Here is a 22601-nt window from a genome sequence, read left to right as displayed (position 1 = left end):
GACGACGTTGCAGAGCACGTGAGCACTCCGGAGACCGTCGACGTCGTCGTGATCGGCGCGGGTCAAGCGGGACTGTCGGCCGCGTACCACCTGCATCGGCGCGGTTTCGTCCCACTGGGCACCACCGATGGCGCGACCGCAGCACGCACCTTCGTCGTCCTCGACGCGAACGGTGCCCCGGGCGGCGCCTGGCAGCACCGATGGCGGTCGCTCACCATGTCGACCGTCAACGGGATCTACGACCTGCCCGGCATGCCGAAGCCCGAGCTCGATCCCGCCTCCCCGAGTGTCGACGTCATCCCGCCGTACTTCGCGGCGTTCGAGGAGCGTTTCGGCCTCGCGGTCCGCCGCCCGGTGCAGGTCCGCGCCGTCCGCCGCGAGGACGACGACCCGCGCGGTCGGCTCCTCGTCGAGACCGCGGCGGGCACCGACTCCCCGGGCGCCGACTCCCCCGCCGCCGTGTTCCGGGCGCGGGCGGTCGTCAACGCGACTGGCACCTGGACGAAACCGTTCTGGCCCGCGTACCCGGGGCGGGAGCGCTTCGCCGGACGCCAGCTGCACGTGGCCGACTACGTCTCCGCTGACGAGTTCCGCGGCCGACGCATCGTCGTCGTGGGTGCCGGCATCTCGGCCATCCAACTCCTCGAGGAGATCTCGCGGGTGGCGGAGACGGTGTGGATGACGCGACGTGAACCGGAGTGGGTGGACGACGACTTCGACACCGCCGCCCGGGTGGAGGCGATCAAGGGCGTCGAGGAACGCGTGCGCCAGGGCCTCCCGCCGGGCAGCGTGATCTCCGTGACGGGGATGCACTGGACGCCGTGGGCGCGGGCGGCCGAGGCGCGAGGCGTCCTGGTGCGTCAGCCGATGTTCCGCCGCATCGAGGAGCACGGGGTCGTTCTCGCCGACGGTTCGTTCCTCCCGGTCGACGCCATCCTCTGGGCCACCGGGTTCCGGGCGGCGCTCGACCACCTCGCGCCGCTCGGCATTCGGCTGCCCGGCGGCGGCATCCGGATCGACGGCACCAGGGCGGCCGACGAGCCGCGGGTGCACCTCATCGGGTACGGCCCCTCAGCGTCGACGGTCGGAGCGAACCGGGCCGGGCGGGCGGCGGTCATGGCGATCCTCGCCGACCTCGACGCCGCCGTCCCGGTTCCTCAGCACTGACCCGGTCACTGCACCGGGACGGGGATCGGCACGGCGGGAGCGCGTTCGGAGCGCACGAAGCCGATCCCGAGCAGGATGCAGACCCCACCGAGGAGCTGTGCGAGCGACAGCTGCTCCCCCAGGAGGATCCAGGCGAACCCGGTCGCCGCGACCACTTCGAGGAGGCCCGCGAACGACGCGAGTCGGGAGCCGAGCATCTGACTCGCGGTGATGCTCGCCGCGTAGGCGACGGCCGTCGACACCACCCCGACGAACAGGAGCGGCACCCACCACACGACGTCGGTGCCGAGCACCGTGACGTCGGCGTCGGAGGTCGTGAAGGGCACGCCGACGAGCCCCGCGAGCCACAGGCTGAGCGCCCCGATGAGCAGGCCGATGGCCGCGAACGCCACCGGAGGCAATCCCTTCGCCGGCCGGGCTGAGATGACGTAGTACGCGGCGCAGCCCACCATCGCGAGGATGGCGAACAGCAGACCGAGCGGGTCGAGCGTCGAACCACCGCTCGGAGCGACGACGAGCACGAGCCCGACGAGCGACACGACGGAGCCGACGAGGACGACCGTCGCGGGACGACGTCGGGTCAGGACCCACGCGACGGCGACGAGCAGCAGCGGTGCCATGTACTCGACGAGGATCGCGGTCCCGACGGCGATGGTCTGCAGCGCCGCGAAGTAGACGAGCTGCGTCGCCGCCACCCCGATGAGGCCCATGCCGAGCAGTCGCCATCGGCCACGCCAGACCGCGTCCCAGCGACCACGGAGCGCGATGAGGGCGAACGGGGCGAGTACCAGGCCGCCGATCAGGGCGCGGACGGTGACCGCCGCAGCGGGGCTCCACCCCGACGCGAGCACCGGTTTGATGAACGCGCCGGAGGTGCCGAACGCGACCGCGGCGAGCACCGCGACGAGCAGACCGACCGTGGTCGAGGACGTGTGCTTCATGAGTGTCTCCAGCTGCCGCGAGTGGGGCCGGCAGAAGAGGTGGACGCCCGGCTGAGATGAAGCTACTCTCGGAGAGAGTAAGGAGTCAACTTGCATTTTGCCCCTGACACTGAGGATGCGCTGCTCTTCGCCGCACTGCTCGTGAACACCCGCGCATCGGCGTCCCGGAGCGGCGTCGACGAGCTCGCGACACCGCCACAGCTCGTCGAGCTCCTGCGGGTCAGTCGGTACTCGGGTCGAGTCGACGGCGACGAGCCCGAGCGGGCCGCGGTGGCCAGGCTCCGGGAGCGGATCCACGCGCTCTGGGCGTCCGACGCGGACGCCCCGGACACCCGCGACCGCGCCGTCGCCGAGATCAACGCGATGCTCCGGGAGTCCGCTGCACTCCCCCAGCTGCGTCGCCACGACGGCTTCGACTGGCACCTCCACGCCACCGAGTTCGACGCCCCGCTCGTCGATCGCGTCCAGACCGAGATCGCCATGGCACTCGTCGACGTCGTCCGGTCCGACGCCTGGGACCGCCTGCGGCTCTGCGCCGCCGACGACTGCGACGGCCTCCTCGTCGACCTGTCCCGCAACGGTTCGAAACGCTACTGCTCCGTCCGCTGCAGCAATCGCGTCAACACGATCGCATTCCGCGCGAGAGCGCAGTAGCGGTCGTCACCAGACCCGGATGACGACCATTACTGCGATCTCGTCGCATCCCAGAGATGGTGCACCGGGTCGTGGATGAAGTAACGGCCGAGGGTCTCGGTCGTGAAGCGCGCGCCGTCGCTCCGTCGACCTGTCCGCGTGAGCGCCTCGTCCGGCACCCGCTCGAACGCCGCGGCGAGCACCGTCGCGGCCTCGACCAGCTCGGCGGAGACCCGTTTCGGGTCCTGCTCGCCGTAGCGCTCCTCGAGAGCCGTCGCGTCCTGGTCCCAGTTCTCGAACGCGGGATCGTCCTCGTCGAGGACGAGTCGCAACCGGACGTCGAAGATGCGGAACACGTCGCGCACGTGGGCCGCGTACTCGAGTGGCGACCAGGTCTGCGGGTCGGGCCGCTCCCGGACGTCGGCGCGCTCCAGCACCGCCGGCCATGCGGTGGCGTTCGCCCGGATCAACCCGGGGAGGTCGCGGAACCCGAACCGCGAGGTGTCCATCCCGCAGTCGGGGCAGGCGCGCTCGAGGACCCAGGTCCAGTTCTTCGTGTCCGGGACGATGGTGTCGTCGGGGGTGTTCGTCGTCATGGGTTCACTCTAGGAAGCGCCGTGACCCAGCGCCCTCGCGAAAGCGTCATCGTGCCGCGATCCGCCGCCACCGTCCGCGACCACCCCGGCCCCTCGAGCCACACCCACGCGGTCCCTCGAGCCACACCCACGCGGTCCCTGAGCTACACCCACGCGGTCCCTCGAGCCACACCCACGCGGTCCCTCGAGCCACACCCACGCGGTCCCTGAGCCTGTCGAAGGGCGACGATCCCAGGCCGATGCCTCCGCTACCCGGCGGGGACGATCGGCGGGGCGCAGACCATCGCCGAGGCGGCGAGCTGCTCAGCCATCTGCTGCTCGGACCACGGGAGAGCGATCTCCGGGGCTTTCTGCCCACTCGCCGGCGCTGCCTTCGCGCCGATCGACGCGAGCTGCATCGCGAGCGTCTGCGCGAAGCCAGCACCGAGCGTCGAGTTGTTGAGCATGACGACGACCGTCAGGCCGGAGGTCGGATCGGAGAAGGCTGCTGACAGCGACCCCGGGATCGCGCCGGCCTGCCCGCGGAACGGACCGATCTGCAACCCACCCACACCGAAGCTCTTCCAGGTCGGCTCAGCCTCACCCAGCGAGACGGGGTCCTTCCACTGCTTCTTGTACGTGCTGTCGTTCAGCAGCGACCCGGACGCGAAGGACTGGGTGAACTTCCGCAGATCGTCGACCGAGGAGACGACGCCACCGGCGGTCCACACCATCGAGGGCGACAGCTCGGTCTCGTCCGTCGGCGTGTCGCACTGGTAGGTGCCGTCCGCGATGCGCGGCGTCAGGTACCCCTTGGGGTGCGAACCCGGCAGCTCGACGGTGGAGGCGTCGGGGAAGCTGGACTTCGACATGCCGAGCGGCGAGAAGACGTAGTGGTCGTACAGGGACTGCCAGGACTGACCGGTCAGCTCCTCGAGCGCCATGCCGAGCAGGATGTACCCGGTGTCGCTCGAGCCGAAGAGCGCCCCCGGAGCCGTCCGGGTACCGCTCGCGAGGCCGTTCGCGAGGATCTCGGCCATCGACCAGTTGCGGGTCGGGTTGGTGACGAACTGGGCGTTGAGCGCTGGCGTGTAGGTGCCGAGTCCCGACGTGCCGTTGCACAGCTGCTGGTAGGTGATGCCCTCGATGCCCTGGACCTGCGGGAGGGTCTTGTGGACCTGGTCGGTGAGCTTGATCTTGCCCTCGTCGACGAGCTCGAGGAGCACGGTGCAGGTCATCGGGCGCGTGGTGTCGCCGATGCGGTAGACCATGGACGGATCCATCTTGGTCTTGCCACCCGGCTCGGTCGTGCCGATGCCGGCCGTGTAGCTCCCGGCCCACGGCGCCCAGACGCCGACGATGGCGCCCGAGGATCCGGACTGGGTGACGGCGGCCTCGACCGCCGCCGTGATGGCGTCGGTCGTGTCGCCTGCGAGCGTGCCGCTGACCTGGTCGGGGAAGTCGGTGTCGGACACCGAGGGGCCCGAGCAGCCGACGAGCACCGTCGCGAGGGTCGCCGCGGTAAGGAGTGCGGCGAGACGCCGGCGCCTCGGAGCTGTTGCAGTCAAGTCATCCCCCTGATGAGCGGTCTGCGGAGCTGCAGACTGTTCCCGATTGTAACCGGGCGCGGCTGAGAGCTGCGGTCGCACGCCGCGTGCCGGTCACTCGGGCGGCGGACCTGGTGCGAGGCGCGCCGATGGTGTTCCCTGGAGAGGTGACCTCGAACGCCTTCCCGCAGACCACCGTCGACGCCGTCCTGGCGCACATGAACGGCGACCACCCCGACGACAACGTGCTCATCGTGCGAGCCTTCCTGGAGCCCAAGGCCGAGGCCGCCACCATGATCGCGCTGGACGGGACGGGTGGCGAGTGGACCTGGACGGTCGACGGCACCGCCGCGGGTGGGCGGGTGCCCTGGCCCGCCGGCACCATCACCGAGCGCGGCGAGATCCGACGCGAGGTCGTCGCCCTCTACGACGCCGCGTGCGCCCGTCTGGGCGTGGAGCCACGCCCGCACGACTGAGCGACGACGGCCGGACGGTCGCGGCGGTCAGGAGACGGACCGCGCCCCTGCTCGGGCGGTCAGCCGCGAGTCCCGGCCGGGCGGGACCGGCCGACGCGCAGCGTCACGAGCACCAGGCCGGCGAGCAGGAGGAGCCCCGCAGCCCAGAGCGTGCCGCCGGCGCCGACCCCCGTGCGGGCGAGGTCCGACTCCGCGGGACCAGCGGTATCAGCGACCGGCCCGGCGCCACCGTCGACCGGCGTGACCGGCGGCTCGACAGGCGTGCCCGGGTCCTCAGGAGTGACCGGCCCGGTCTCGTCCTCGAGCGCGACGAAGAACGAGAACTCGGTGGCCGGGCTCGTGGCGACACCGGCGTTCGCCGTGGCCGTCCACCGCTTCTCGCCCACGCCGACGGCCTCGACCGTGCAGCTGAACGTTCCGGTCGGGGTCGAGAAGGTGAGACAGAGGAAGCTCCCCGCCTCGCGCACCTCGATCAACTTCGACGGTTCGGCCTCACCCGTGACGACGACGCGCTCGCCGACGATCCGCTCCCCGGCGGCCGGGGAGATGATCCGGGGGGCCGCGTTGACGAGGTACTCGAAGGCGTGGGCGACGGACACGACGCCGGCCGTCGACGTCTCGACGACGGACACCTCGTGCGTGCCGGGAGCGAACGCGGCGTCGGGGGTGCACGACCATCGGCCTCGATCGGTGGCCGCGGCGGCGCAGACCGTCCGCTCGTCGGCATCGAGCACGACGACCGAGGATCCGGGCGTCGCCCGGCCGGCGAAGTCGGGCCGCGCCTCTCCGACCTGCGCGGCTGGTGACGTCACCGACAGCTCGGACGACGGCACCGGGATGAAGGGCGCCTCCCGGTCGAAGTCGATCCCGACGATCGGGACGATCCGCCCGCCCAATGCCGCGAACTCGTCCTGCAGCGCCTCCGCGGCTTCCAGGCCGCCGGGCTTCCCCTCGATGAAGAAGAACGCCTCGACCGGCAGCTCCGGCGTGCTCTCGACGGTCCACGCACCGACCACGACCTCGTTCCACAGGGCGTCCAGGTAGTCGTCCACCGGGAGGAGCGCGCGCATCTCCAATGAGGCGGCGAACCCGTCGAGATCGGCCCCGAAGGCACAGTTGCCGTTCTTCCACTCGAGGCTGTCGAAGTGCCGCGACCAGGCGACGCCGGAGTCGATGCCCTGTTCCAGGCAGGGGGCACTACTGCCCTCGGGATTGCCGTACTCCACCTCGACGGTCGAGCGGTCGCAGCTGTCCGGTCGGGTGTTGGTCGCGGCGTCGGAGGGGAACGCGCACCGGAGCCGCATCTGCGACTCCTGGTCGGCCCACGGCTGCAGGATCATTCCGGCCGACGCGGCCGGCCAGAGCGTCTCGATGCCGAGATCCGCCCGCAAGTAGCTGAACGAGGCGCCGTCGCGGGAGATCTGGAGCGGGGTCGGGAGCACCGTCGAGGTGGTGCGGACGACGACGCCGTTGCAGAAGTAGGCGGCTTCGCCACCGTCGCAGGACCTGGCGGTGTCCGCGTAGCGGGCGTTCAGGACGTCCGCGATGGTCGCGTCTGCGACCGTTCCGGCGGGCTCCACTGGAGCGGACCGGGGCGACTCGGCGAGCGCCGACGCGGCCGGTGAGGCCAACACGCTCATGAGGGCCAGCGCGGTGGCGGCAGTGGCACGCCGTGCGGCGCGTGCGGGATGCAGGAGCATGAGGGGACCTTTCAGCGGGACCGGGTCAGCCTACAACTGGAATACCAGATGCAGAAATCGGACGATCGGCTGGTCGGTCGTCTGGACCAAACCGCGAAGCGGCCGACCTCCGAACCCTTCAATGCCTCGGATCAGCCCGGGGCTCGACCGAACTCAGGAGGCTCCCATGCTCCACTCACCCAACCGGCTCCTCGCCGCCGTCTTCGGCGCGGTCTACGTGGTCGTCGGGCTCCTCGGCGGGATCGTCGCCGGCGGCCTGCCCGTCCTCGCCACCGAGGGTGGTCTCCTCCTCGGGATCTTCGAGGTCAACCCGCTGCACAACATCGCCCACGTCCTCATCGGCGCGGCCCTGCTCATCGCCGGGCTCTCGAACGTCGTCGCAGCCAAGACCGTCAACACGGTGGTCGGCGGGTTCTACCTCCTGCTCGGTGTCGTCGGGTTCTTCATCGTGGGCTCCGCGCTCAACATCCTCGCGCTCAACACGGCCGACCATTTCCTCCACCTCGCGAGCGCCGTGGTGCTGCTCGGCGCCGGACTGGCCGCGGACAAGCGCACGCACCGGGTGGCCACGGCCTGACATGTCGGTCTCCGTCGAACGTCAGGACGCCCGGGCGGGCCGCGACACCGCGGTCCGCTCCGGGACCACGTCGATCTCGAACAGCCTGCTCGCGATGTGCGCACTCGGTGCCGGTCTCGTGCTGATCGCGACCGGCGCCGGGTCCTCCCCGGTGGGCGCGATCCCGCTCGTCGCCCTGGGCATCGCCGCACTGCTCTGGTCCGTCGTGGTGCTCGTCCGAGACCGCGTGCCGGGGCTCCGTGCGTCCTTCGCCGGCGCGGTGGGTTCGGTGGTCGTCTGGGTGGCGCTGTACGGACTCGCCTCACTCGGTGTCACGACCGTGCCGCCGTTCCTGCCGACCCTCTCGTCCACGGTCCTGCTGCTCATCGTCGCCGGGGTGCTCGCACGGCGACTCCGGCGGATCACCCTCGCGTCGACGGCGCCGGACGAACTCGAGCTCGACGCCCTGGTGGCGCGAGCGAACCGTCGGCCACGTCGCGAGCCGAGCACCGGGCGGTACGTGCTCACCCTGCTCGCCGGGGCAGCGGTCGTGGCAGCGATCACCACCCCGGCACTGGCCCAGACCAACGCGGGCGCGTTCGCAGTCCCGCACGGTTCCCTGCACAGCAGCCACTGATTCCCTCCACAGCGACAGATCCACCCTCCCGCTCACGAGTCCGGCCCGTTACACTTAGGCAACCCTTACCGAACCAGCCGACGCGGAGTCCGACATGAGCACTGTGATCCCCTTCTCCCAGGCCCTGCGCGAGCGCACGTCCTCCGGCCACTCCTCCAGCGAGGGGGCGGACTTCATGAGCGACCTCATGACCGGGAAGGGCTCGAAGGAGGACTACGTCGCCCTCGTCGCGCAGCACTTCTTCATCTACGAGGCCCTCGAAGCCGCAGCCGACCGCATGCGCGCCGATGCCGTCGCCGCTCCGTTCATCAGCGACAAGCTGACGCGGCTTCCCGCCATCGTGCAGGACCTCGAGTTCCTCATCGGTCCAGACTGGCGCGAACAGATCACCCCGCTCCCCACCACCGCCCGGTACGTGGCACGGATCAATGAGGTGGGCGCCGTCTGGCCCGGCGGCTTCGTCGCGCACCACTACACCCGGTACCTCGGTGATCTCTCGGGCGGGCAGATCATCCGCACGCTGATGCAGCGCCAGTTCGGCTTCGACACCAACGGTGTCGGCTTCTACCTCTTCGGCGACATCGCGAAGCCGCGCGAGTTCAAGGACACCTACCGCGAGCAGCTCGACGCCGTGCCGTGGGACGACGAGGAGCAGGCCCGCGTGATCGACGAGGTCATGGTGGCGTACCGCTTCAACACCGACCTCTTCCGCGACCTCGCGACCGCGAAGGCCGCAGCGACCGCCGTCGCCTGATCTCCCGTCCATTCGCCCATTCTTGGGCGAATGGGTGTTCGTTCGCCCAAACATGGGCGAACGAACTGCGGGCGGCGAAGCATCCCTCGCGCGGCTCGCAGGCCCGGCGTAGCATCTCGGGCATGGACGTCATCCTCGTACCCGGTTTCTGGCTCGACGCATCCTCCTGGAGTGCGGTCACACCCCCGCTCGAAGCGGCAGGCCATCGGGTCCGACCGCTCACCCTCCCCGGCCTCGAGAGCGTCACTGCCGACCGCGCCGGCATCGGCCTCCGCGACCACGTCGACGCCGTGGTCGCCGAGATCGACGCCGGCACCGAGCCCGTCGTGCTCGTCGGGCATTCCGGCGGTGGCGCCATCATCTCCGCCGCGATCGACGCCCGCCCTGACCGCGTCGTCCGCGCCGTGTACGTCGACTCGGGCCCACTCGCCGACGGCGCGTGCATCAACGAGGAACTCCCCTCGTCGGGCTCCGAGATCCCGCTACCCGACTGGACGGTGTTCGACGCGGAGGACCTCGTCGACCTGGACCACGAGCTCCGTGAACAGTTCCGGGCCAGAGCCGTCCCGCAACCGAAGGGCGTCGCCGTCGACCGACAGCAGCTCTCCGACGACGACCGCCGCCTGTCCGTCCCGGCGACCGTGGTCGCGTGCGAGTTCTCCTCGGAGATGCTGCGCGGCCTGATGGAACAGGGCCACCCGTACGTCGCGGAGCTGGCGCGGCTGCAGGACGTCGAGTTCGTCGACCTCCCGACGGGCCACTGGCCGCAGTTCACGAAGCCGGCCGAGCTCGGCGCGATCCTGCTCCAGGCCGTCGACCGCACCTGAGGTCACGCCACCCAGCCGCTGATTCAGCGCAGCGCGGGCCGCAGAGGTCCGATCAGGACATGGCGAGCGAGAGCGCCAGCACGCCGAACATGGCGACGAAGACCAGCGCGAGGACGGCGTACATCGCGATCTGCACGCCTCGTCCCTTGATGACCGCCTGACCCCTCGGTGCGAGCGAGCCTGAGACCCACTGCTGCGCCGGCGCGATGTAGTCGAGCGTCGGCGCCTCGCCGGGCTGCAGCAGGTAGTCGGCACGGCCGAACTCCCACAGCCAGGCCATCGAGCACGAGACCTGCACGGGACGGTCGGCTGGAACCGTGAACTGCGACGGTCCCCAGGTCGGGCGGTGCTCGAAGCCGTCGATGCGCACGACGAGTGGGATGAACCCCCAGTATCCGGCGAACGGCGGCTTGCTGGCGTTCAGCTCGAGCGTGCGCCAGGCGGTGATCGGACCGGGCTGCGGCCACTGAGCTTGTCCATAGGTCATGAGCGATAATCGTAGTTCTTCGGGTGCAGTCCCGCTCGCACAAACTCTGCCGATCCCTGAGCCCGAACCCGGTCCCTGAGCCTGTCGAAGGGCAGGTGCGACCGTTGCGACGCCGCCCTTCGACAGGCTCAGGGACCGGACGGCTTCGGCCGAGACCAGAGACGCTACTGCCCCGACATGAACCGCTTCACGTCGGTGTCGACGATGATGTCGCTCGGGCGCAGCGGCCGGGAGAGGTAGAGACCGTCGAGCGTGGAGATCCGGCTGAGCGCGACGTAGCTCTGCCCCGGGCTGAACGCGCGGCTGCCCAGGTCGACGATCGCGCGGTCGTAGGTCTTGCCCTGCGACTTGTGGATGGTGACCGCCCACGCGAGCCGCAGCGGGAACTGCGTGAACTCCGCCACGATGTCGCGCTTCAGTTGCTTCGTCACCGAGGAGTAGGAGTACTTGTACTTCTCCCACGTCGCCGGCTCGACCTCGAACTGCTCGCCGTCGACCTCGACCCAGACGGTGGAGTCGATCTTCACCACGGTCCCGAGCGTGCCGTTCACCCAGCGACGCTCACTGTCGTTGCGGAGGAACATGACCTGCGCACCGACCTTGAGGTCGAGCGCCTCGTCGGCGGGGAACGCCCGCCCGCCGAAGTCGCCCGAGACCTCCGCGTTCGCGGTGAGCGGCTTGCCGTCGAGCTTGGCGAGCGCGGCCTTGTTGATGCGGTCGACGGTGTCGTTGCGGCTCGCGAGGGTGATGACGCCGTCCTCGGGAGGGGTCCTGGCGCCCATGCCGTTCAGTCGGCCGGCCATCTCGGCGGTGACCTGGCCGTGCCGGACGCCGTTGAGGAGGTACTTGAACTCGGCCTCGTGCTGACGGTGGATCTCGGTGAGCTCGACGAGCTGCAGCGGCGTCTCGGACCACACCTTGGCGTCGAAGAACCAGAACGAGCGGTAGGTGTCGGCGATGTACGCCCGTTCCTCGAGGCTGCCGGGCACTGGAGCGAGCTGGTACGGGTCGCCGAAGAGGACGATCTGCACGCCGCCGAACGGCTCGCGCGGCCGCTGCCGGGCCTGCCGGAGGCTCCGGTCCATCGCGTCCATGAGGTCGGCGCTCACCATGGAGACCTCATCGACGACGAGGGTGTCGATGGAGTTGAGCAGCTTGCGGGTCTGATCGTTCTGGTCGATCGTGTGGTCGGCGATGAGCCCGATCGGCAGGCGGAACAGCGAGTGGATCGTCTGGCCGCCGACGTTCAGCGCGGCGACACCCGTCGGGGCGCAGATGGCCAGCTGCTTCGAGGTGTTCCAGGCGAGGTGGTTGAGGAGCGTCGACTTCCCGGTGCCCGCTCGACCGGTGACGAACAGGTGCTCGCGGGTGCTCTCGATGCGGTCGAAGACGGCTTGCTGCTCGGCGGAGAGGGCTACGCTCATGATGCTTCGGTTCCCTCCCGTTTTCGCCCTCCAATCCTATGCGAGGTGCCCGCCTAGGATGTCAGGATGAGCCATGTCGCGACACGTGGGGAGCTGCGACGCCCGGGAACGGTGCGCGGTGCGCTCGTCCGCGCCGTCGTGCTGTGGCTCTGCATCGCGGCCCTGCTCGGCGCGGCCATCGTCTCCGCCTGGTCGGCCGTCGCCCGCGACGTCTACGGCGCCGGTTCCTTCGCGCGCGGGTACCTGGACGCCCTCGCCGACGACGACGCCGCGACCGCGCTCGCGTTGCCCGGGGTCGCCCTGAGCTCCGCCGAACTCGCCGACGCGGGCCTGCCGGCAGACAGCTCCGACACCCTGCTCCGGAGCGAGGCGCTCGGCACGGTCGAGGACGTGCGCCTCGTCTCCGACGTCACGACCGCCTCGGGCGCCCACGAGGTGACCTTCTCGTACCGACTCGCGGGGCAGCCGCACAGCACGATGTTCTCGATCACGAGCGGCGAGCGCACCTTCGGACTGTTCCCGTCGTGGCGCTTCGAGACGAGCCCCCTGAGCGTCGTCCAGCTGACGGTCGCACAGACGACCGGATTCCGGGCGAACGGCTTCGAGCTCGACACCCGCCGGGTCGCGGAGGGGACCGAGGGTGCCTTCACCTCCACCATCCCGCTCCTCACTTTCACGCCGGGCAGCGTCGACTTCGACGTCGACACCACCTACCTTGCGGCGTCGGTGGAGACGGCGACGACGACCGAGGTCGCGAGCGTCGTCGAGGCCGAGGTGACCGCGAGTGCCACCTCCGACTTCGTCTCCGAGGTCCAGACGCAGATCGACGGTTACCTCGACAACTGCGCCACACAACAGGTCCTCCAGCCCACCGGGTGCCCGTTCGGCATGGTGATCCGCGATCGCGTGGACGACCTCCCGGTGTGGTCCATCGCGGCCTACCCCGTGGTGGCGGTCCAGCCGGGCGACACCGGTTGGCAGATGCCGGCGACGGACGGAGCCGCGCACCTCGTCGTCGATGTGAAGTCGCTGTTCGACGGAACGGTCTCGACCCTCGACGAGGACGTCCCGTTCACGCTCTCGGCTTTCGTGACGATCCGCGACGACGGCTCCCTCTACATCGACCTCCGCTGAAGCCCGCGAACTGTCACTCCAGCACAGTCCGACACCCCTCACACTGTTCCGGAGTGACAGTTCGCGGGCTAGGAGCGGGTGTCGTTGGCCGCCATGCGCGCGAGACGCTCGTTGTACTCGTTGAGTTCCGCGTCATTCGTGCGGTCCGCGTTGCGATCGAGTCGCTTCTGGTCCTTCGCGTCGCTCTTGCTCCACGAGATCGCGACGGCGACGGCGAGCGCCAGGGTCGGGATCTCGCCGACGCTCCAGGCGATCCCGCCGCCCGTCTGCTGGTCGAGGAGCGGCGCCTGCCCCCACGTGCGTCCCATCGCCCCGAACCAGTCGGCGAGGAACAGCCCGGTCGAGGAGATGATCGCCAGCCCGAAGAACGCGTGGAACGCCATCGTCGCGAAGAGCAGCAGGAGCCGCATCGGGTACGGCAGCCGGTACGGGACCGGGTCGATGCCGATGAGCGACTGCACGAAGAGGTAGCCGGTGATGAGGAAGTGCACCACCATCCACTCGTGGCCGATGTGGTCCTCCATCGACCAGCGGAACAGCGGCGTGTAGTAGAAGACCCAGAGTGATCCGGCGAAGAGCACCGCGGTGACGAGCGGGTTCGAGATGATCCCCGCGAACTTCGAGTGCACGGCCAGGAGCACCCACTCCCGACCCCCTCGGGAGTCGTCGGAGCGCTTCCGCACCGCCCGCGCGAGCAATGTGACGGGCGCTCCGGGGACGAGGAGCACCGGGACGAGCATGGTGAGGCCCATGTGCCCGAGCATGTGCACGCTGAAGAGGTACGGCTGGTAGACGTTGATGCCGCCGCAGGTGAGGTAGAAGAGCACGAGCATGCCCAGCACCCAGCTGACGGTGCGCAGGATCGGCCAGGAGTCGCCACGACGGTGGAGGCGGACGACGCCCGCGATGTAGAAGAAGATGCCGAAGGCGCAGGCCAGCAACCAGAGGAGGTCGATGTTCCACTCGGTGAAGTACCGGGAGAAGGTCAGTTCCGGCGGCAGTTCCTCACCGGTGAGCAGGACCGCGGGCGTCGGGGTGCTCGGTACGGCCTGATCGACCGGCGGGGCGGTCTTCGCGAGGGCCGCGGCGGCACCGGAGGCGATGCCCATGAACCCGAGCTCGAGTGCGACCAGCCACCAGAAGGTGCCGGTGCGGCCCGCGAGGGTGTCCGCACGCGCAGCGGCGGACCGCTCGATGCGACCGATCAGCACCCGACGCTGCAGCGCACCGAACAGGCCGAGCGCCAGCAGGGCGAAGACCTTGACGAGGACGAGGATGCCGTACGGGGTGCCCAGGCGGTCGAGCGACCCGATGCGCAGCTCAGCGCTCACGTATCCGGAGACCGCCACGACGACGAAGGACACGAGTGCCACGGTCGAGTACCGCATGAGCACGGGGGCGAGCCGGCCGTCCTCGAGGGTCTTGCGGATGAAGACGAGCGTGAGCAGACCGCCGAGCCAGATGGCGGCGAACACGAGGTGCAGGCCGAGCGCGGTGACGGCGGCGTTGTGCCCGCTCGCCTCGGCGGAGTGCCCCTGCTGGGCCATCGGCAGCAGCGACACGAGGGACAGCCCGAAGACGAACACGAGCACCGTGTGGTTGCGGACGGCGAAGCAGAGCACCGTGACGGCCGCGGCGATGAGCGTCGTCTGCAGCCAGGCCTGGCCCGACTCGATCCCGGTGAAGAAGAGGCTGAGTTTCGCGCCGAACGCGTCGTCGAAGGTGAGCGGGACCTGCGTGACGTTCAGGAAGGTGAAGAAGCCCGTCACGCCGGACGCGACGGTGAAGACCGCGGCGCCGGCTGCGGCGACGTCGAGCGCCGCGCCGTACTCGCGCCGGTCCGGGCTGAGCGCCCAGCAGGCCATGAGCAACGCACCGATGGTGACGGCGGCGCTCAGGTTGACGAGCAGTTGTGCGATCGGGAGCCCCCACCGCACGACGGCGCCGGGATCGCCCAGCAGCTGCGCATCCGCTCCACCGCCGAAGGCCAGTCCCGCGAGGAGGGTCGCCACAGCTACGAGGAGCAGGAGGGCAGGACCCGCGAGGCGGACGACACGATTCACGCTGCAAGCCTACGCGGCGCTGCTGGGAACCCCGACCGCAGCGGGCTCAGCCGAAACACCGGTCCCTCAGCCGAACCACCGGTCCCTGAGCCTGTCGAAGGGCGCCGCTCACGCCCGGACGAGCAGGGTCGAGGAGCCGTCTTCGAGCCGCCGCACTTCGATGCGCTCGCCGATGCGCTGCTTCATCTCCTCGACGTGGCTGACGACGCCGACGACGCGCCCGCCGGCCGACAGCCGACCGAGCTCGGCCATCACGGTGTCGAGCGTCTCGGGGTCGAGGCTGCCGAACCCTTCGTCGACGAAGAGCGTGCCGAGCTCGACCCCGCCGGCCTCGCCCGTCACGACGTCCGCCAGCCCGAGTGCGAGGCAGAGCGAGGCGTAGAACGTCTCGCCACCGGACAGCGACTTCGGATCGCGACGCCGGTCGGTCCGGTGGTCGTGGACCGTGAGCGACAACCCGACGCGCTGGCTGCGGGAGGGTCCTTCCTTGACATCGCTGCGGACGAGCTCGTAGCGCCCTCCGGACATCGACTCCAGGCGCGCGTTCGCCGCCGCCACGACATCCTCGAAGCGGCGCAGGAGGACGTAGGTGCCGAGGGTGACCTTCGTGCTGTTCTCGCTGCCGGTGGCCGACACCACGTCGGCGAGGCGGACGACGGCCGCGGCCTCGCGGACCGCATCGGCGTTCTCGTCGGCCGCCTCGGCGAGCGCCGTGCCGGCGGCAGCCGCGTTGGTCGCTCGTCGTGCGGAGACGGCGGCCGCCGCGGTCGCGGTGCCTGCCGCCGCTTCGGCGTCGGCCAGTCGTCGGGCCGTCGCTTCGACGTCGGGGGCTGCAGTACCGGCGAGGCCCGCGAGAGCCGGGCTCGCGAGTGCTTCGGCGTTCGCGGTCGTGTGACGCAGGTGATCGGCCACCCGCGCCTCTGCGCTCGCCCGTTCGACCCCGTTCATGGCTGCGGCCTCCGCAGCCGCGCGGTCGGCGAACCCGGCCCGCTCGAGTGCCGCCTCCAGCTCGACCGCGCGCTCGGCGTCACGCTGGCGCCGGTCTGCGACGGTCGCCCGTGCCGCCGCGAGCAGGGAGAGCGAGGAGAGTTCGGCCTCGAGCATCGCGTCGAGCTCGGCCAGTGAAGCCGCCCGACCGTCGAGGACGCCGGCCACCTCGGCGCGGGCCTGCTCGTGGACGCGCTGCGCGGCGGCGAGCCGCTCAGTCAGTGTCGCCCGGGTGGCGGTGCGTTCCGACACCGCGACCACACCGGCCAGGTGCTCCTCGGCGAGGCGCCCGGCCTCCGCGACCTCGGCGTCCGCCTCCTCGGCGACCACCACGGCCTCCGCGTGCTGCCGCTCGGCCTCCGCAGCGGCCGCATCGACGGCCGCCCGCGCAGCGACCGGGTCGAAGCCGGTCGTCGCCGTCGTCGAAGCGTCGGTGGAGCCGACCGCGGCAATGTCGCCCGGGTCGTCGGCCAGCGCGACGAACTGCTCGACGAGGCGTCGGCGCTCCGCCCAAGCGATGTCGCGGGTGTTCTGCGCCGACTGCATCGTCGCCTCGGCATCGGCCCGAGCGACGGATGCCGCTTCGACCGCGTCCGCGTCGGGGTGGTCTCCGTCGAGCACCGCGGGCGCCGGATGGCTCAGCGAGCCGCAGACGCTGCACGGCTCGCCGTCCCGCAAGCCGGTGGCGAGTTCACCCGCCATACCCTCGATCCTCCGGAGGCGCAGCGACGTCTCGACGTCGATCGCCGCCTTCGCGGCCGTGGCGGCCTCGGCGACCTCGACGGCGAGCCCCGCGAGGCGTTCGTCGGCCGCGTCCACCCGATCCAGCACCGCACGGCGTTCAGCCGCGCGCTCGACGGACCGGGCGGCCCTGGTCGATTCGGTGGCCGCACGCGAGGCACGCTCCGGTGCCGAGCTGAGCGCGGCCCGGCGGGCGTCCCGTCGCGTCTGTTCCCCTGCGAGCTCGGCGAGCCGTTCGTCGACGGTCGCGAGTTCTTCGGTGAGTGCTGCGAGCGCGCGTTCGCGGTCGGCGTCGGCGGCTTCGAGGACGAGCACGGACGCCATCGACGCCCGCTCGACGGTGAGGGATTCGCGGCGCGCGGTGACAGACGCGTCGTCGAGTGCGACGATCGCCTCGTCGGCCTGCTCCTCCATCGCGGCGAGCGACGCGATGGCGTCCTCGAGCGCCACCGATGCCCTGGCCGCTCCGGCGAGCGCGGACGCGACGGTGTCCGCCCGAGCCGCTGCCGCGATCCGTTCGGAGAGCCGCGCGACCGGTTCGTCGTCCACCGAGAGCAGCTCGCGCTCGGTCAGCAGCTCCGCGCGACGTTCGATGGACGCGAGCAGCGTCTGGGCCGCGGCGTGTTCGGCGCGAGCGCGCTCCAGGGCGACCCCCGCCTCGCCAGCAGTCGAGGCGTCGGCGGCGGCGTGGCACTCGAGGACGGCGACGATGCGCGTGGCGTCACCGACGAGGTCTTCGGAATCGGGTTCGAGCGGGACCGCGAGGGTCGCGACGTCGGGGTCGAGGTCGAGGTCGGGATCCGCAGCCGACGGATCATCAGTCGCGGGATCCCCTGACTCGGCATCGACTGCCGCGGGGGCGTCCATCCCGACCGGGGTGTCCGCTCCCCTGCCCGCGACGAGTTCCCGTGCGTCGTCGAGTTCGGCCGCTCCCGCGAACCGGGCGATCGCGCGGCCCAGCGCCTCTCGTGCCCCTTCGATGTCGCGTTGGGCCTGCCGCCGCTGCTCGACGAGGTGCTTGGCGACTCGCTCGTAGTGCTCCGTCCCGAACAGCGACCGGAGCAGTTCGCTGCGTTCCTCACCGCCGGCGGCGAGGAACTTCGCGAACTCGCCCTGCGGGAGGACGATCGTCTGGACGAACTGCTCCCGGGTGAGACCGACGATCCGGCTGATCTCAGGACCGATCTCCTGCGCGCGGGTCGACAGCGTCTCTCCGGCCAGCGCGTCGGGATCGGTCAGGCGGACGAGGGTGGCGCTCGCCTGCTGCGGGGTGAAGCCGGCACCGCGTTGCTTCGGCCGTTGGTAGGCCGGCGTCCGCCGAACCCGGTACACGCCGGATCCGGTCTCGAACACGAGTTCCACGAACGGTTCCGTCCCGGGCTGCGCGTGGTGCGAGTGGAGGCGGTCCTTGCTGGCCCCGGTTCCGGCGAGTTCGCCGTACAGCCCGAACACGATGGCGTCGATGATCGTGGATTTGCCGGCGCCGGTCGGTCCCTCCAGGAGGAACAGACCAGCCCGCCCGAGTTCGACGAAGTCGATGGTGTGCTCACCGGCATACGGCCCGATGGCCTGCAGCGTGAGTCGGTGCAGGCGCATCAGGCGCTCACCTCCGCAGCGAGTGCGGCCTCGTTCGCCGCCGCGATGAGCTCGCGCTCGCGAGTGGTCGCCGGTGCACCCGTCGCGTACTCGATGAACTCGGCGGTGACCTCGACCGGGTCGGAGACCGCCGTGACGGCTGCGGCGCGCGCCTCCTCGGAGCGGTTCGCCGGCGCGTGCGACCAGACGAGCAGGTGCGGGAAGCGCCGGGTCAGGGTGGCGTACAGCTCCGGTGGCCGGACGTCGTCGGTGACCGTGGCGCGCACCCAGGCGTCGACGGCGTCGTCTCCCGCAGGGCCCTGCAGCTCTGCGAGGGTTCCCGTGACGTCGACGAGCCGACGCGGCACCGGCGCCGGCAGTAGCTCCAGGTGCACGGAGCCGTCGGCGGCGAGGTCGACCAGCACGCTCGACTTCACCTGGTTGCGTTCGGAGAAGGAGTAGGCGAGCGGCGACCCGGAGTACCGCATGCGGTCGGCGCCCGTCGCGGCCCCGACGCGCTGCGCACCGTGGAGGTGGCCGAGCGCGACGTAGTCGAAGTCGTCGAACAGCTGGGCGGGCACCGCATCGACCCCGCCGATCCGGATGTCGCGTTCGCTGTCACTCGCGAGACCACCGATGACGAAGGCATGCGCAGCCACGACCGATCGGACCGCTCCGTTCTGGCGACGCTGCGCGAGATCGGCTCGGACGCGTTCGAGGGCTGCACCCATGACGGCGGCGTGGGACCGCGCGAGCGGCTGGTCGTCCGGGGCGAGCACCCCCCGTGCGGTGTCGGGGTCGAGGTAGGGCAGTGGGTAAAAGGCGACGGTCCCGTGTTCGTCGTCCACCAGGACCGGTTCGCCGATCCGCGCGAGGTCGGCTCGGATGTCGATCCCGTCGCGCAGCATGGCGGCGCCGAAACCGAGCCGGATGGCCGAATCGTGGTTGCCCGGGGCGAGGATGACGCGGGTGCGGCCCGCCAGCCGCCCGAGTGACTCCGACAGGAGCGTCACCGCCTCGACCGGCGGGATGGCTCGGTCGTAGATGTCGCCGGCGACGAGGAGGACGTCGACCTCGTTGTCCACGACCGTCTGCTCGAGGTGCGCCAGGAAGTCGCGTTGGAAGGGGAGCAGGTCGACCCCGTGCAGCGAACGGCCGAGGTGCCAGTCCGAGGTGTGGAGGATCCGCATGACAGCAATGCTAGGCCGAGCCGCCGACACCTCGCCGTGCCCCGGACGGCACCCGGACGAACGACAGCAGGGCGCCGCTCTCGCGACGCCCTGCTGTGTGGTCTGGACCGGCGGAGTGTCTCCGCGGTCCGAGTCCGTGCGGGCTGACGCCCGCGACGACTTACTTGACGGAAGCCTTGAGCTTCGAGCCCGCGGTCACCTTGACGCGCTTGCCGGCCGGGATCTGGATCTCGGCGCCGGTCTGCGGGTTGCGGCCCGTGCGAGCGGCGGTGTCGGTCTGCTCGAAGGCGATCCAACCCGGGATCGAGACCTTGCCGCCCGTGGCGACGGTCTCAGCGACGGTGGTGAACAGCGCGTCGACAACGCTGCCGACGGTCGCCTGGCTCTGGCCGGTCGATGCGGCGATGGCGGCGACGAGTTCGGTCTTGTTCAAATTTGCCATTGTGAGGGTCCTCCTCGGACGTTGCTGCAACGTACAGCTGATGTGTTGGTAGCGAAGGTGTCGCTGATACGGCACCAACTGGTCGGTGTGACCGCCTCGAATGTAGCAGCAATCCGCGAGATTTCGCGGATTTCTCCGCTCTACGCGGACAAACGGGCCTGCGTGTCGGTCGTTTCCCAGCTGGGAGGCGTCAGTGTGGCCGCTCAGCGGACGCCGATGACGCTGTGCCCGGCAGCCCGCGAGAGCAACCACGCCTCGATCGTCGGGAAGAGGGTCAGGACGGCGATCGCGAGGAACGCGAACTGATACGGCAGTAACCGACCACCACCGAACCCGTCCTCGAGGGAGAATCCGGTCGTCAGCAGGATCGCCCCGACGGCGACACCGAAGCCGCTCGCAACCTGTTGCAGGGTCGAGTTGAGGGTGTTGGCGCGCGACATCGCAGCGGGTTCGACGTCGGCGAAGGTGATCGTGTTGTACGCCGTGAAGCCGATCGACCGGGCGACCCCGCTGAGGAAGAGCAGCACAGCCATCAGCACGATCGACGTGTCAGCGGTGAGGAACGCCATCCCGGCCATGCACAGGACCCCGACCAGGTTCGACGACACGAGCACCAGACGGAATCCGAACCGCCGCAGCATCCAGGTCGTCGCCGGCTTGATCGCGAGGTTGCCGGCGAAGAGGAAGAGCACCATCGAACCGGCCTGCACCGGCGTCCAGCCGAAGGCGTCCTGGAAGAGCAATGGCAGGAGGAACGGGACGGCACTGATCGTGAGTCGGTAGACGCTGCCGCCGGCGTTGGCCAGGCGGAAGGTCTCGATCCGCAGCGAGCGGAGGTCGACGAACGGGTGCGGCGCACGGAACAGGTGTCGGATCGCGAGGGCGAGCAGGACGATGCCCGCGACGAGTGACCCGATGAACCACCCGGCGTCGAACCCGGCGCCGGACACCAGGGACGCCGCCACGAGGAGCGACGCGAGCCCGACACAGGCGAGGGACAGGCCGAGCCAGTCGAGCGGAGGCACCTCGTCGGCGGCGAAGTCGGGGACGATGCGGAGCGCCACGACGAAGGCGACGACACCGATCGGCACGTTGATGAGGAAGATCCAGTGCCAGGAGGCGTACTGGGTGATGACCCCACCGAGGAACGGCGCGATGATCGGGGCGGCGAGGGCCGGCCAGGTCAGCAGGGCGATGGCCTGGATCAACCGCTCCTTGGGGGTCACCCGGAGCACGGCCAGTCGACCGACCGGCACCATCAACGCTCCGCCGACGCCCTGGAGCACCCGGAAGCCGACGAGCATCGGCAGGCTCGAGCTCAGCGCACACAGCACGGAGGCGATCGTGAACACGGCAATCGCCAGTGCGAAGATGCGCTTGGCACCGAACCGGTCCGTCAGCCAACCGCTGACGGGGATGAGCACGGCCACCGTGAGGAGGAATGCGGTGACGGCGAGCCCGACGGCGGTCGACGAGGTCCCGAGGTCGCGCGCGATGCTCGGAGCGGCGGTGGTGAGGATCGTCCCGTCGAGGTTCTCCATGAAGAAGCAGCCGGCGACCAGGAGGGCGATCGCTCGTTGCGTGCGGACGTCCAGCAGCGCCTCCTCGATGGATGTGGGAATCGTTCGATCCTTGCAGCTGTCGCCGACAACGCGAAAGGGCCGCCCGCGATGCGGACGGCCCTTTCGGTGTTGCGATGCTGTGTCAGCGGAATGTGAGCTCCGACTGAGCGGGTGTTACCAGCTCGACTTGCGGACGCCGGGCAGTTCGCCCTTGTGCGCCATGTCGCGGAAGCGAACGCGGCTGATGCCGAACTTCGAGAGGTTGCCTCGCGGGCGACCGTCGATCGCGTCGCGGTTGCGGAGGCGAACCGGCGAAGCGTTGCGAGGGAGCTTCTGGAGGCCGAGGCGAGCTGCTTCACGCGACTCGTCGGTCCCGGCGGGGTCGACGAGGGCCTTCTTCAGCTCGGCGCGCTTCGTGGCGTAGCGGTCGACGATAACCTTGCGCTGCTCGTTACGGGCGATCTTGCTCTTCTTAGCCATGTTTAGCGCTCCTCTCGGAATTCAACGTGCTTGCGCACTACGGGGTCGTACTTCTTGAGCACGAGACGGTCAGGGTTGTTGCGACGGTTCTTCTTGGTCACGTACGTGTAACCGGTACCAGCCGTCGAACGGAGCTTGATGATTGGACGGACGTCCTGCTGCTTAGCCATTAGATCTTCACCCCACGAGCGAGAATGTCCTTGACGACGGATTCGATGCCACGGGCGTCGATCACCTTGATGCCCTTGGCGGACACCTTGAGGGTGACGTTACGACGCAGCGACGGCACGTAGTAGGTCTTCTTCTGCACGTTCGGGTCGAAGCGGCGCTTCGTGCGACGGTGCGAGTGCGAGATGTTGTGACCGAAGCCGGGAACGGCTCCTGTCACCTGGCACACTGCTGCCATAGTAGTTTCTCCTTCATTACCGCAGGGCGACTGCCCTGCCCAAGATCTCTTGTCGGCGTGCGCGACCCCGGTCTGCCTGAGCAGTGGGGATCGTGGACACGATGTGGACATGGAGCGTCCACATCAAGGGTCAAGCGTACGCTGTGACCAGGCGTTTTGCAAATTGGTGTTTCTCGTACTTAACGCAAAATGGCCACCCAAGACCTTGGGTGGCCATTTCAACGAAGAAGTCCGGCGGTGTCCTACTCTCCCACAGGGTCCCCCCTGCAGTACCATCGGCGCAAAGAGTCTTAGCTT

The 22601-nt window shown here is 70.0% G+C and carries 22 protein-coding genes and 1 rRNA gene; 8 read left to right on the top strand and 15 right to left on the bottom strand.

What is annotated here, in order from left to right; translation table 11 throughout:
* The first annotated feature begins 18 nt into the window (after positions 1 to 18).
* A complete protein-coding gene (locus tag CCK91_RS17675; protein ID WP_086475156.1) occupies positions 19 to 1167 on the top strand; it encodes an NAD(P)-binding domain-containing protein in 1149 nt (382 codons plus the stop codon).
* Positions 1168 to 1172: 5 nt separating this feature from the next.
* Here CCK91_RS17675 and CCK91_RS17670 read toward each other — a convergent pair whose 3' ends face one another.
* Positions 1173 to 2108 carry an EamA family transporter gene (locus tag CCK91_RS17670; protein ID WP_086475155.1) on the bottom strand — a complete coding sequence of 312 codons (936 nt, stop codon included), beginning with the start codon at positions 2106 to 2108 and terminating at the stop codon, positions 1173 to 1175.
* A 90-nt stretch (positions 2109 to 2198) separates the two neighbouring features.
* On the opposite strand from CCK91_RS17670, the gene CCK91_RS17665 reads away from it, so the two are divergent.
* Positions 2199 to 2762 carry a CGNR zinc finger domain-containing protein gene (locus tag CCK91_RS17665; RefSeq protein ID WP_086475154.1) on the top strand — a complete coding sequence of 188 codons (564 nt, stop codon included), beginning with the start codon at positions 2199 to 2201 and terminating at the stop codon, positions 2760 to 2762.
* A 29-nt stretch (positions 2763 to 2791) separates the two neighbouring features.
* On the opposite strand, the gene CCK91_RS17660 is transcribed toward CCK91_RS17665, so the two are convergent.
* A complete protein-coding gene (locus tag CCK91_RS17660; RefSeq protein WP_086475153.1) occupies positions 2792 to 3337 on the bottom strand; it encodes a DinB family protein in 546 nt (181 codons plus the stop codon).
* A gap of 248 nt (positions 3338 to 3585) precedes the next feature.
* The gene (locus tag CCK91_RS17655; RefSeq protein WP_165767089.1) at positions 3586 to 4884 is read right to left on the bottom strand and encodes a serine hydrolase domain-containing protein; all 1299 of its coding nucleotides are present in this window, start codon (positions 4882 to 4884) and stop codon (positions 3586 to 3588) included.
* A 128-nt stretch (positions 4885 to 5012) separates the two neighbouring features.
* Between CCK91_RS17655 and CCK91_RS17650 the strand changes: the two genes are divergently transcribed.
* A complete protein-coding gene (locus CCK91_RS17650) occupies positions 5013 to 5339 on the top strand; it encodes a DUF2470 domain-containing protein (RefSeq protein ID WP_086475151.1) in 327 nt (108 codons plus the stop codon).
* A gap of 59 nt (positions 5340 to 5398) precedes the next feature.
* On the opposite strand, the gene CCK91_RS17645 is transcribed toward CCK91_RS17650, so the two are convergent.
* Positions 5399 to 7039, bottom strand: a complete 1641-nt coding sequence (locus tag CCK91_RS17645) for an Ig-like domain-containing protein (RefSeq protein WP_086475150.1) — start codon at positions 7037 to 7039, stop codon at positions 5399 to 5401.
* Between the two features lie 166 nt (positions 7040 to 7205).
* On the opposite strand from CCK91_RS17645, the gene CCK91_RS17640 reads away from it, so the two are divergent.
* From CCK91_RS17640 to CCK91_RS17625, 4 genes are all read left to right on the top strand, one after another.
* A complete protein-coding gene (locus tag CCK91_RS17640) occupies positions 7206 to 7616 on the top strand; it encodes a DUF4383 domain-containing protein (RefSeq protein WP_086475149.1) in 411 nt (136 codons plus the stop codon).
* A 1-nt stretch (position 7617) separates the two neighbouring features.
* Complete coding sequence (locus CCK91_RS17635; RefSeq protein ID WP_086475148.1) at positions 7618 to 8232, top strand: hypothetical protein; 615 nt, start codon at positions 7618 to 7620, stop codon at positions 8230 to 8232.
* Positions 8233 to 8326: 94 nt separating this feature from the next.
* Entirely contained in the window at positions 8327 to 8986 is a 660-nt protein-coding gene (locus tag CCK91_RS17630; protein ID WP_086475147.1) for a biliverdin-producing heme oxygenase, read from the top strand.
* 122 nt (positions 8987 to 9108) lie between these two features.
* Positions 9109 to 9813 (top strand): alpha/beta fold hydrolase, encoded by a 705-nt coding sequence (locus tag CCK91_RS17625; RefSeq protein WP_086475146.1) that lies wholly within the window; start codon positions 9109 to 9111, stop codon positions 9811 to 9813.
* Between the two features lie 52 nt (positions 9814 to 9865).
* On the opposite strand, the gene CCK91_RS17620 is transcribed toward CCK91_RS17625, so the two are convergent.
* Together CCK91_RS17620 and CCK91_RS17615 are read right to left on the bottom strand one after the other, a co-directional pair.
* Positions 9866 to 10300, bottom strand: a complete 435-nt coding sequence (locus tag CCK91_RS17620; protein ID WP_086475145.1) for a hypothetical protein — start codon at positions 10298 to 10300, stop codon at positions 9866 to 9868.
* 164 nt (positions 10301 to 10464) lie between these two features.
* A complete protein-coding gene (locus tag CCK91_RS17615; protein WP_079003639.1) occupies positions 10465 to 11724 on the bottom strand; it encodes an ATP-dependent DNA helicase in 1260 nt (419 codons plus the stop codon).
* 66 nt (positions 11725 to 11790) lie between these two features.
* On the opposite strand from CCK91_RS17615, the gene CCK91_RS17610 reads away from it, so the two are divergent.
* The gene (locus CCK91_RS17610) at positions 11791 to 12858 is read left to right on the top strand and encodes a hypothetical protein (RefSeq protein WP_086475144.1); all 1068 of its coding nucleotides are present in this window, start codon (positions 11791 to 11793) and stop codon (positions 12856 to 12858) included.
* A 68-nt stretch (positions 12859 to 12926) separates the two neighbouring features.
* On the opposite strand, the gene CCK91_RS17605 is transcribed toward CCK91_RS17610, so the two are convergent.
* The 9 genes from CCK91_RS17605 to rrf form a co-directional block, all read right to left on the bottom strand.
* Positions 12927 to 14921, bottom strand: a complete 1995-nt coding sequence (locus CCK91_RS17605) for a cytochrome c oxidase assembly protein (RefSeq protein ID WP_086475143.1) — start codon at positions 14919 to 14921, stop codon at positions 12927 to 12929.
* A gap of 108 nt (positions 14922 to 15029) precedes the next feature.
* Positions 15030 to 18245 (bottom strand): AAA family ATPase, encoded by a 3216-nt coding sequence (locus CCK91_RS17600; protein ID WP_086475142.1) that lies wholly within the window; start codon positions 18243 to 18245, stop codon positions 15030 to 15032.
* A complete protein-coding gene (locus tag CCK91_RS17595; protein ID WP_086475141.1) occupies positions 18245 to 19414 on the bottom strand; it encodes an exonuclease SbcCD subunit D in 1170 nt (389 codons plus the stop codon). The genes CCK91_RS17600 and CCK91_RS17595 overlap by 1 nt, the downstream gene beginning before the upstream one ends.
* 160 nt (positions 19415 to 19574) lie before the next feature.
* A complete protein-coding gene (locus CCK91_RS17590; RefSeq protein WP_064294762.1) occupies positions 19575 to 19856 on the bottom strand; it encodes an HU family DNA-binding protein in 282 nt (93 codons plus the stop codon).
* Positions 19857 to 20059: 203 nt separating this feature from the next.
* On the bottom strand, positions 20060 to 21478 hold the full coding sequence (locus CCK91_RS17585; protein ID WP_369821919.1) for a DHA2 family efflux MFS transporter permease subunit: 1419 nt from the start codon (positions 21476 to 21478) through the stop codon (positions 20060 to 20062).
* Positions 21479 to 21592: 114 nt separating this feature from the next.
* A complete protein-coding gene (rpsN, locus tag CCK91_RS17580) occupies positions 21593 to 21898 on the bottom strand; it encodes a 30S ribosomal protein S14 (protein WP_064294760.1) in 306 nt (101 codons plus the stop codon).
* A gap of 2 nt (positions 21899 to 21900) precedes the next feature.
* Positions 21901 to 22068 carry a 50S ribosomal protein L33 gene (gene rpmG, locus CCK91_RS17575; protein WP_056010525.1) on the bottom strand — a complete coding sequence of 56 codons (168 nt, stop codon included), beginning with the start codon at positions 22066 to 22068 and terminating at the stop codon, positions 21901 to 21903.
* Entirely contained in the window at positions 22068 to 22304 is a 237-nt protein-coding gene (gene rpmB, locus CCK91_RS17570) for a 50S ribosomal protein L28 (RefSeq protein WP_056010522.1), read from the bottom strand. Before rpmB ends, rpmG begins: the two co-directional genes overlap by 1 nt.
* 229 nt (positions 22305 to 22533) lie before the next feature.
* Positions 22534 to 22601 (bottom strand): 5S ribosomal RNA (gene rrf / locus CCK91_RS20155); the annotation flags it as partial.

The organism is Plantibacter elymi (nom. nud.) (assembly GCF_900177795.1).
GTDB lineage: Bacteria > Actinomycetota > Actinomycetes > Actinomycetales > Microbacteriaceae > Plantibacter > Plantibacter elymi.
The sequence above is the reverse complement of the archived record's forward strand: the minus strand, read 5'-3'. Positions and strand labels throughout refer to the sequence as shown.

Excerpts from the sequence above, each read along its gene's own strand:
- CCK91_RS17670 (WP_086475155.1), bottom strand. The coding sequence starts at position 2,108 with ATGAAGCACACGTCCTCGACCACGGTCGGTCTGCTCGTCGCGGTGCTC.
- CCK91_RS17660 (WP_086475153.1), bottom strand. The coding sequence starts at position 3,337 with ATGACGACGAACACCCCCGACGACACCATCGTCCCGGACACGAAGAAC.
- CCK91_RS17650 (WP_086475151.1), top strand. The coding sequence starts at position 5,013 with ATGGTGTTCCCTGGAGAGGTGACCTCGAACGCCTTCCCGCAGACCACC.
- CCK91_RS17645 (WP_086475150.1), bottom strand. The coding sequence starts at position 7,039 with ATGCTCCTGCATCCCGCACGCGCCGCACGGCGTGCCACTGCCGCCACC.
- CCK91_RS17640 (WP_086475149.1), top strand. The coding sequence starts at position 7,206 with ATGCTCCACTCACCCAACCGGCTCCTCGCCGCCGTCTTCGGCGCGGTC.
- CCK91_RS17635 (WP_086475148.1), top strand. The coding sequence starts at position 7,618 with ATGTCGGTCTCCGTCGAACGTCAGGACGCCCGGGCGGGCCGCGACACC.
- CCK91_RS17630 (WP_086475147.1), top strand. The coding sequence starts at position 8,327 with ATGAGCACTGTGATCCCCTTCTCCCAGGCCCTGCGCGAGCGCACGTCC.
- CCK91_RS17625 (WP_086475146.1), top strand. The coding sequence starts at position 9,109 with ATGGACGTCATCCTCGTACCCGGTTTCTGGCTCGACGCATCCTCCTGG.
- CCK91_RS17620 (WP_086475145.1), bottom strand. The coding sequence starts at position 10,300 with ATGACCTATGGACAAGCTCAGTGGCCGCAGCCCGGTCCGATCACCGCC.
- CCK91_RS17615 (WP_079003639.1), bottom strand. The coding sequence starts at position 11,724 with ATGAGCGTAGCCCTCTCCGCCGAGCAGCAAGCCGTCTTCGACCGCATC.
- CCK91_RS17610 (WP_086475144.1), top strand. The coding sequence starts at position 11,791 with ATGAGCCATGTCGCGACACGTGGGGAGCTGCGACGCCCGGGAACGGTG.
- CCK91_RS17600 (WP_086475142.1), bottom strand. The coding sequence starts at position 18,245 with ATGCGCCTGCACCGACTCACGCTGCAGGCCATCGGGCCGTATGCCGGT.
- CCK91_RS17595 (WP_086475141.1), bottom strand. The coding sequence starts at position 19,414 with ATGCGGATCCTCCACACCTCGGACTGGCACCTCGGCCGTTCGCTGCAC.
- CCK91_RS17590 (WP_064294762.1), bottom strand. The coding sequence starts at position 19,856 with ATGGCAAATTTGAACAAGACCGAACTCGTCGCCGCCATCGCCGCATCG.
- rpsN (WP_064294760.1), bottom strand. The coding sequence starts at position 21,898 with ATGGCTAAGAAGAGCAAGATCGCCCGTAACGAGCAGCGCAAGGTTATC.
- rpmG (WP_056010525.1), bottom strand. The coding sequence starts at position 22,068 with ATGGCTAAGCAGCAGGACGTCCGTCCAATCATCAAGCTCCGTTCGACG.
- rpmB (WP_056010522.1), bottom strand. The coding sequence starts at position 22,304 with ATGGCAGCAGTGTGCCAGGTGACAGGAGCCGTTCCCGGCTTCGGTCAC.